10 protein-coding genes are annotated in these 6809 nt (G+C 54.8%); 7 read left to right on the top strand and 3 right to left on the bottom strand.

The window, feature by feature from the left end; translation table 11 throughout:
* Nucleotides 1-26 precede the first annotated feature (26 nt).
* On the bottom strand, nucleotides 27-659 hold the full coding sequence (locus ACFFK0_RS23595; RefSeq protein ID WP_377472832.1) for a putative endonuclease domain-containing protein: 633 nt from the start codon (nucleotides 657-659) through the stop codon (nucleotides 27-29).
* Between the two features lie 560 nt (nucleotides 660-1219).
* Here ACFFK0_RS23595 and ACFFK0_RS23590 point away from each other — a divergent pair.
* From ACFFK0_RS23590 to ACFFK0_RS23580, 3 genes are all read left to right on the top strand, one after another.
* Nucleotides 1220-1393, top strand: a complete 174-nt coding sequence (locus ACFFK0_RS23590; RefSeq protein WP_377472831.1) for a hypothetical protein — start codon at nucleotides 1220-1222, stop codon at nucleotides 1391-1393.
* A gap of 82 nt (nucleotides 1394-1475) precedes the next feature.
* Complete coding sequence (locus ACFFK0_RS23585) at nucleotides 1476-1790, top strand: hypothetical protein (protein ID WP_377472830.1); 315 nt, start codon at nucleotides 1476-1478, stop codon at nucleotides 1788-1790.
* A gap of 5 nt (nucleotides 1791-1795) precedes the next feature.
* Nucleotides 1796-2320 carry a VanZ family protein gene (locus tag ACFFK0_RS23580; RefSeq protein ID WP_377472828.1) on the top strand — a complete coding sequence of 175 codons (525 nt, stop codon included), beginning with the start codon at nucleotides 1796-1798 and terminating at the stop codon, nucleotides 2318-2320.
* Nucleotides 2321-2330: 10 nt separating this feature from the next.
* On the opposite strand, the gene ACFFK0_RS23575 is transcribed toward ACFFK0_RS23580, so the two are convergent.
* Nucleotides 2331-2501: a hypothetical protein gene (locus tag ACFFK0_RS23575; protein WP_377472827.1), complete on the bottom strand. Its 171-nt coding sequence runs from the start codon at nucleotides 2499-2501 to the stop codon at nucleotides 2331-2333.
* Nucleotides 2502-2644: 143 nt separating this feature from the next.
* Here ACFFK0_RS23575 and ACFFK0_RS23570 point away from each other — a divergent pair, with 143 nt between their 5' ends.
* A complete protein-coding gene (locus ACFFK0_RS23570; RefSeq protein WP_377472825.1) occupies nucleotides 2645-4537 on the top strand; it encodes an ABC transporter substrate-binding protein in 1893 nt (630 codons plus the stop codon).
* Nucleotides 4538-4554: 17 nt separating this feature from the next.
* On the top strand, nucleotides 4555-4968 hold the full coding sequence (locus tag ACFFK0_RS23565; RefSeq protein ID WP_377472824.1) for a hypothetical protein: 414 nt from the start codon (nucleotides 4555-4557) through the stop codon (nucleotides 4966-4968).
* 90 nt (nucleotides 4969-5058) lie between these two features.
* Here the strand turns inward: ACFFK0_RS23565 and ACFFK0_RS23560 are convergent, their stop codons facing one another.
* Nucleotides 5059-5331, bottom strand: a complete 273-nt coding sequence (locus ACFFK0_RS23560; protein ID WP_377472823.1) for a hypothetical protein — start codon at nucleotides 5329-5331, stop codon at nucleotides 5059-5061.
* A 148-nt stretch (nucleotides 5332-5479) separates the two neighbouring features.
* Here ACFFK0_RS23560 and ACFFK0_RS23555 point away from each other — a divergent pair, with 148 nt between their 5' ends.
* Nucleotides 5480-6154: a tetratricopeptide repeat protein gene (locus tag ACFFK0_RS23555; protein ID WP_377472822.1), complete on the top strand. Its 675-nt coding sequence runs from the start codon at nucleotides 5480-5482 to the stop codon at nucleotides 6152-6154.
* Between the two features lie 172 nt (nucleotides 6155-6326).
* Nucleotides 6327-6755, top strand: a complete 429-nt coding sequence (locus ACFFK0_RS23550; protein WP_377472821.1) for a DUF86 domain-containing protein — start codon at nucleotides 6327-6329, stop codon at nucleotides 6753-6755.
* Nucleotides 6756-6809 lie beyond the last annotated feature (54 nt).

Below are 6809 nucleotides of genomic sequence, written 5' to 3'. Positions count from 1 at the left end.
TTTCTCCCCTCGGGGAGAAAGCTTTTTTAAATGAGTTTACACAAAGATCTTGACAGACCCCTAGCCGGCCGCATCCACTGCTTTTGGACAAGTCCCTGCAGCAGCTTCCGTACGTATTTGCCCTCCATCCCCAGGTGTCGGCAAACTTCATTCGGCGTGATCGGCAGCTTGCTGCGCATAGCGAACCGAATCACTTCACGTTCAATAAACGTAGCCTCCTCCAAACTTTCGCCTTCACCGACCCAACGCCACAGCATCTGCTGCAACAACTGCTGGCACAATCTGGGGCGCTCCGTGATATCGTCATAGGTAAACCTGATGATCCGCCAGCCATCAATGGTGAGATGATTATGACGCATTGCTTGATCTGAAAATTGCCGTCGACTGATATCTCTTGCGTGCGGGCCATAGCCTTCGACCTCGATGTCCAGCTTGAACATCGGCCGTACGTAAGCAAAGTCCAGGAACCGACTGCCGTTTCGAAAATCAACCACCTCGTATTCGGGATGCAGGTGCTCAAAGCTTTGAACAGCCGGCCACCATACCTGCCGGACCAGCAGCTGCTCCGCATGGTTATGCCCTTCCTCTAAACGGCGCAAGCGTTCACCCTTTCGAGCTCTGCGATGTAAGTCGAGCCACTGTTGGTACTCTCGTTCCATGTTTTTGTGCCTCCATCTTAAAAATGAAACACGCCTCCCTTTGACCCGCATCAAGCAGGTTAAGAGAGGCGTGTTCTTCACGACCTATATATCCCATTATATTCCAACATCCGAGAGGCAGCAAGCCGGATTAATTAATAGGGCACGAAAGGGCTCGATATACGTTAGGCAGTACTGTGCAGGGATGTCTCAGGCGGCATACCGTCTGCAGGATTTATTTAGTCGACAACTAACAGCGAGCAAGTCGCGGCTTTGTAGTTGGCCAACCGCCAGCCACCAACCGCCACCCACCACCTGCCAACCAACATCCAATCGGTCGCAGCACATAATCCAGCAAGCAAGCTGTCTCTCCACAAAACTCCATAGATCTTTTCCGCCAGCCACAGCTGTATATTCGAGCTCCTTATGCCCTCTTACGATTAATAGCTACACTCCACAACACCGCACCCCCATTTCCGCATTCATCCTTCCACCAAAGTCATGCCGGCCCGCTAACCCGCATAAGCTTCAAACAAATGTCAAAATTGCAACGCATAACACGGTGGAAGGGGAAATCAACGATGGCTATGGCTGCTTTCGTGCTTCTGACTGGTGCGTTTCTCATCTTTATGGGCGGTATCTGTGCCGCACTGGCGCATTTTGTCAATACCGACACGCTCGAGTCCGACCTGGATCTGCTATGGGATAGGTATCCGGCCGACGTGCAGGCGAAAATTCGCAAAACGTTCGAATAGGCCCCGCTGCCGCAGTTGTGCCGCACCGACGATCATGCTAACCTAAGAAAATGAAAAGGCAGCAGATCGGAGTGACAGATTCGTGTCAGGCAGTATTCTTTATTGGAGCTTTGTAGGAATCGGATTTATCCTCACAATGGCGTTGGGGATTGTTATGATGCGCCGCACGGAGCGGCTGGGGCGGTCGTTCTTATGGTCGACACTGCTGAACGCCGCCATTTTTGCCGGTGCATCCCTATGGTGGTCAGGGCAGGCGCCAGACACGCTGCAGCGTAATTTGGGCTATGCGTTTTATGGAATCGCCTTCGTAAACGTCGCCGCTTTCGATTTGTTTGCGCTGGCCAGTATGCGCAAGCAGAAGCCAATCACAGATCGTTACGAGCCGGAGGAAGACTGAACTTCATGTCAGACCGACAACGACATCGCAAAATCGCCATCATCCTGTGGCTTGCAGCTGCGCTGCTATGGATGGCGTTCATCTACTACAAATCCTCGCAGACGTACAGCGAGCAAGATATGAGGCCGCAGCTGGCGGCGATGATCGAATCGGCGATGCTGTCGCGATGGTTGCCGCAGATTGAGTTCTCCTACGGGGGACAGCCGGTTACGTATAAGAGGCCGTACGACATGGCCGAGTTTTTCGTTCGCAAGGGCGGCCATTTGGCCGAATATGCAGTGCTCGCCTGGTTATGGCTGCGCGTATTATACAGTTCTTCCATAACAGGTATACAACGATACCGTTTCGTTATCGCCGCAGCGATAAGTCTCTTGTATGCAGGCTCGGACGAATGGCATCAATCGTTCGTTCCGAACCGGACGGGACATGCGATCGACGTTGCCGTTGATGCCGCAGGTATCGGCTTGGCCCTTCTCCTCGAGTTTGCGGTCCGAGGCCGCCTTCGCCGGCGCGAGCCACAAAAGAAGTGAACGTCAAGTTCTACTTGACGTTCACTTCTTTTGTTCCCGCTGCTATAGCTCCGGTCTGAGCGCCGTTTTCTTCCAGCTTTTCCGCCGCCGCTCTCTTCCAAAATTCATTCGCCGCTTTCGAACGCTCTCTCTTGGCGAACTCATACATTTTCTCCATATGATAATAGTCCAGCATGTTCATATAGCTCCCCTCCAAGATGGAAAATTTTCTCTCTGTTGATCTCATTATAGATGGTTTAAGGGGAACAAAAAGTGTATAATTGCTTATAACAATTTCCCCTTTTATGCGATACAATTTGACGAGGACAAGGAGGGGCTGGCCCCGTGCAATTGACGAACTATTACTTACAGCTGCGCACGGCGTACGTACACGCCGCCGAAGGCGAGCCGCAGAGAGTGACGCTGGAAGAACTGGCCGCCGTCCTGTTCTGCACGACCCGCAACGTCAAGCTGCTGCTGAAGAAAATGTCCGAGCTCGCTTGGCTCGTCTGGGAGCCGGGGCGCGGCCGCGGCAACGCTTCCAGCATGACCTTTCTTGTGCCGGCGGCGGAGTTAATTTCCCGGCAAGCCGTGGAGCTTGCCCAAAAGGGCGACTTCAAATCGGCGATGGAGCTTATCAACCGTTATGGCGACCGCTATCCGCTGAAGGAATCGTTCGTGGAATGGCTGTTCAGCTATTTTGGCTATAAAGCGGAGGAGAAGGAGGAGCGGCGCCTCGATTCGCTGCGGTTTCCGGTGTTTCGGCCGATCCAGACGCTCGATCCGATTCATGCCTTCTTTTCGAACGATGCGCATGTCATTGATCATGTGTTCGATACGCTCGTCAGCTTCAATACGAGGACGAGATCGATTGAGCCCCGGCTCGCCCATTACTGGGAAGCGAACGAGGACAGAACGGAATGGACGTTCTATTTGCGCAAGCATGTGCTCTTCCACCATGGCCGGGAAATGACGGCTTACGACGTGAAATTCACGCTGCAGCGCTTGATGAGCCCGGCTGCCCAGTCGACCCACATATGGCTCTTTAGCGGCGTGAAGGACATTGTTGTGCTGAATCGCACGACCGTACGCATCGAGCTGAACGGCACGAACCATTTGTTCCTGCAGCATTTGGCGGAGACTTGCACGTCCATTGTCCCCGAAGAAATATGCCGGGAGCACGGAGGGCTGTTCACGCGCATGCCGATCGGCACAGGACCGTTCCGTATCGAATGCCATGACGAATATTTATGCCGCTTGCGGGCATTTGACGGGTATTACGGCGAGCGGCCTTATCTCGATCAGGTGGAGCTGTGGGTGCTGCCGGAAGCGATGCCGTCCTGGCGCAAAAATCCGGTAATTGTCCGGAGCGTGTGCGATGCCAAAGGCTTCTTCGAGCCGATGGACCGGTTATCGCAAGATCCCGGCTGGAAGCAGAGGGAAGATGAAGTTCCCGGCTGCACGCTCCTCACGTTCAATCTTGATGCACCGGGACCGCAGCGTCACGCCAAATTCCGCGAAGCGGTCGATTTGCTCATCGACAGGGACGGACTCGTCCGGGAGCTGGGCGGGAACCGTCTCGGTCCGGCGTACAGCTTCCTGACTTATGAAGACGATACGACGGTTACGAAGCCTTACGAGACGAATGTGGAGAAAGCGAAAGCGCTGCTGGATGAAATCGGTTACGAAGGCGAGCCGCTCAGGCTGTATTCATACCGCAAAGATCCGGACGACATCGGCTGGATTGCCGAGCGCTGCGCGCTTGCGGGCATCAAGGTGGAAACGCATACGCTCAGCCGGGAGGAGATGCAGAAGCCGCAGCGGATCGCGGAAGCGGATATGATCTACTACGGCGTCGTTCTGGAAGGGTTGGCGTTCACGATGCTGGGCATTTTTCTGCAGCGGACGTCTTATGTTGCCGCGCATATGGGTCGGAAGCTGCGTCGTGCGGTCGAAGCGGACGTCCGGCTGCTGCAGACGCTGGCGGACGAGGGCGAGCGCAAAGCGATGCTGCGCCGTATCGAGGAACGTCTGAAGGAGGAGCGAGCCTTTCTGTTCGTGCTGCGCAATTCGCATCAGACGGCGTTTCATGAATCGGTCAAAGGCGTGACGGTCAATGCGCACGGGTGGGTCGATTTTCGCAAATTGTTTATCACCCGCTCGGACCAGCAAGCCGATGAACCGCTCGATCCCGTTCATAATGATGACGAGAACAGGGTATACTCTCAACCAAGCTGACGTTGGGAGGAATCGCCATGAGCTCGATTCGCGAAGCGAAATTCATCGACATGAAGGAGCGGAACGACGAGAAATTTGTTGATATCGATGTATGGCTGACCGGCCGGGAAGAACCGCTGCGCACGGTATTCAAGTGGAACGACGGCAGGCCGGAGCTGGAAACCGTCTACGCCCTGGATACGAGCGTGGCGCTGGACTGGTTCGAGAATAACCTTCACAAGGCTTACGTGGATTTGACGGCGGAGATGTTCGACAATGGACGCGGCGAGCTTGGGCTCGGCTCCAGAGAGGATTTCACCGAAGAGGTCTTGGCTCAGCCGGACGTTCGGCATGCCCTCATGCCGTACTTGCAGCCCGGACGCAATTCAACCGTTGACGAGGTTGCCTTCTTGACGACGGAGGGAGAGCTGAAGGAGCACTCCCGCCACTAGCCGATTCCGCAAAAATAAAGCGATCCCCGCCGCGCCGACGCGGTTCGTGGATCGCTTTTTTCAGCTGGCGCTAAGCGCCGTAGCCGTCGGTTACTGCCGAACATCTCCGTACTTTCGCTCCATACTCAACCAACGGGCGCTGGCAATGAAAAATCCGAAAACGGCGAATACCGTAAACCTTGCGGCGATGAACGTAACCGTCAGCGGTTCGGCATCCTGTACATTCATGGATAAGAGCACTTGAAGAACTGATGTCACAATCGTTAGTACGACGCCCCACAACAGAAGCCCGTACACGAGCACGTACCGGTTGCGGCCCATAGCTTTCATTTTTTCCCACTTGCTGCGCTTGCTGTCCGTCATGGCTAGAACGACCCCATCTTGTACAATTTACTTCGATTATACCGGGCGGAAGCCGGAAAGTCTAACGCGGTTCTGTACTTTCGGCCATTCAATCAGGTAAAATAAGGAGAACGTGTGAACGCAGTTTCGGGAGAGGAGCTTGCATGCGTTGAGTAAAATATTGCTGTTCGTATTTCTGACGTACATCTTGGGTAATCCGTTCGTTGCGCTGCTCGTGCTGCTCGTCATCGTATATGTTCTGGACCGCCGTTTTGTCGGTCTGTCGCCGAGCTTGACCAGGCCGCTGCGTCTCGGCCGCAAGATGAAGCAGCTGCACCGGCATCTGCGGGCAAGTCCTCACGACACCTCCTCGAAGATCGAGCTTGCCCGGATATGGATCGAGAAGAAGCGGTATGCGGAAGCGGAGCGGCTGCTGACCGAGGTGCTGCCGATAATGGATCAGTCCGCGGACGTTCATTTTGAGCTCGGTCTGTGCAAGCTGAAGCTCGGTGAGCTGGAGCAGGGACGAAGGCTCATGGAGAAGGCGCTGGAGCTGAATCCGAGAGTGCGTTACGGCGAGCCCTACTTGCGACTGGCGGAAGCGGTCGCGGCCGCCGATCCGGAAGAGGCTGTGCGTCTGCTGGGAGAATTCCGCCAGCTGCATTCGTCGTCCTGCGAAGCTTATTACCGGCTTGGCCGGCTGTATGAGGCGATGGGACGCAAAGAGGATGCGAAGGCGGCATACCGGGAGGTCGGCGACCTGTACCGCTCGCTGCCCGGCTACAGCCGCAAACAGCAGCGGCGCTGGGCTTTGCTTGCCTGGTGGAAGAGAATGTCCGTCTAAGCGAGGTTCCCCGGATACGGGACTCATGCTGATCATTAGGAATGGAGTGCACGAATGAAGCTGGAGTACGAATATATTTCGCAGGTATTTTTATTGCTGGTGCTTGTCGTTGTGACTTTTATTGGCATGTTGGTTTGGACTAAGTGGAAGAAACGGAAACGGAGATAACGGTATGTATTTCATCAATCGGGAACAGATCGATTCGAGATTCGCTTATATGGGTAAGCTGGCGGCTGCCAGCGCCGAGCTTGCGCGGCAGTGGAAGGAAGACGACGCTATCCTGGCCATGGCCCAGGAGCGGGCGCTGCATTTGGCGATCGAATGCGTAACGGATATCGGCTCGCTGCTGATCGACGCGTTTATTTTGCGGGATGCGAGCTCTTATGAGGACATTATCGACATTCTTCGCGGAGAAGGAGCCTTCAAGCAGGAAACGGCCGGGCTTCTGCTCGAGCTCGTCAAGCTGCGCCGTCCGCTCGTTCAAGATTACGTATCGCTCGAGCTCGGCGGCCTGCATGAGCTGACAAAGCGTCTGCCGGCGCTGCTGCCGGATGTGGTAAGCGAGCTGAAGACGTTTATGGACAAAGAGCTGGGCGGCTAAACTTTCCATACATATTTGTTTGCTAATTTACGAAAGCCCGCGAATAAGGTACAA

This window comes from Paenibacillus chartarius, from assembly GCF_042432825.1.
GTDB lineage: Bacteria > Bacillota > Bacilli > Paenibacillales > NBRC-103111 > Gordoniibacillus > Gordoniibacillus chartarius.
The sequence above is the reverse complement of the archived record's forward strand: the minus strand, read 5'-3'. Positions and strand labels throughout refer to the sequence as shown.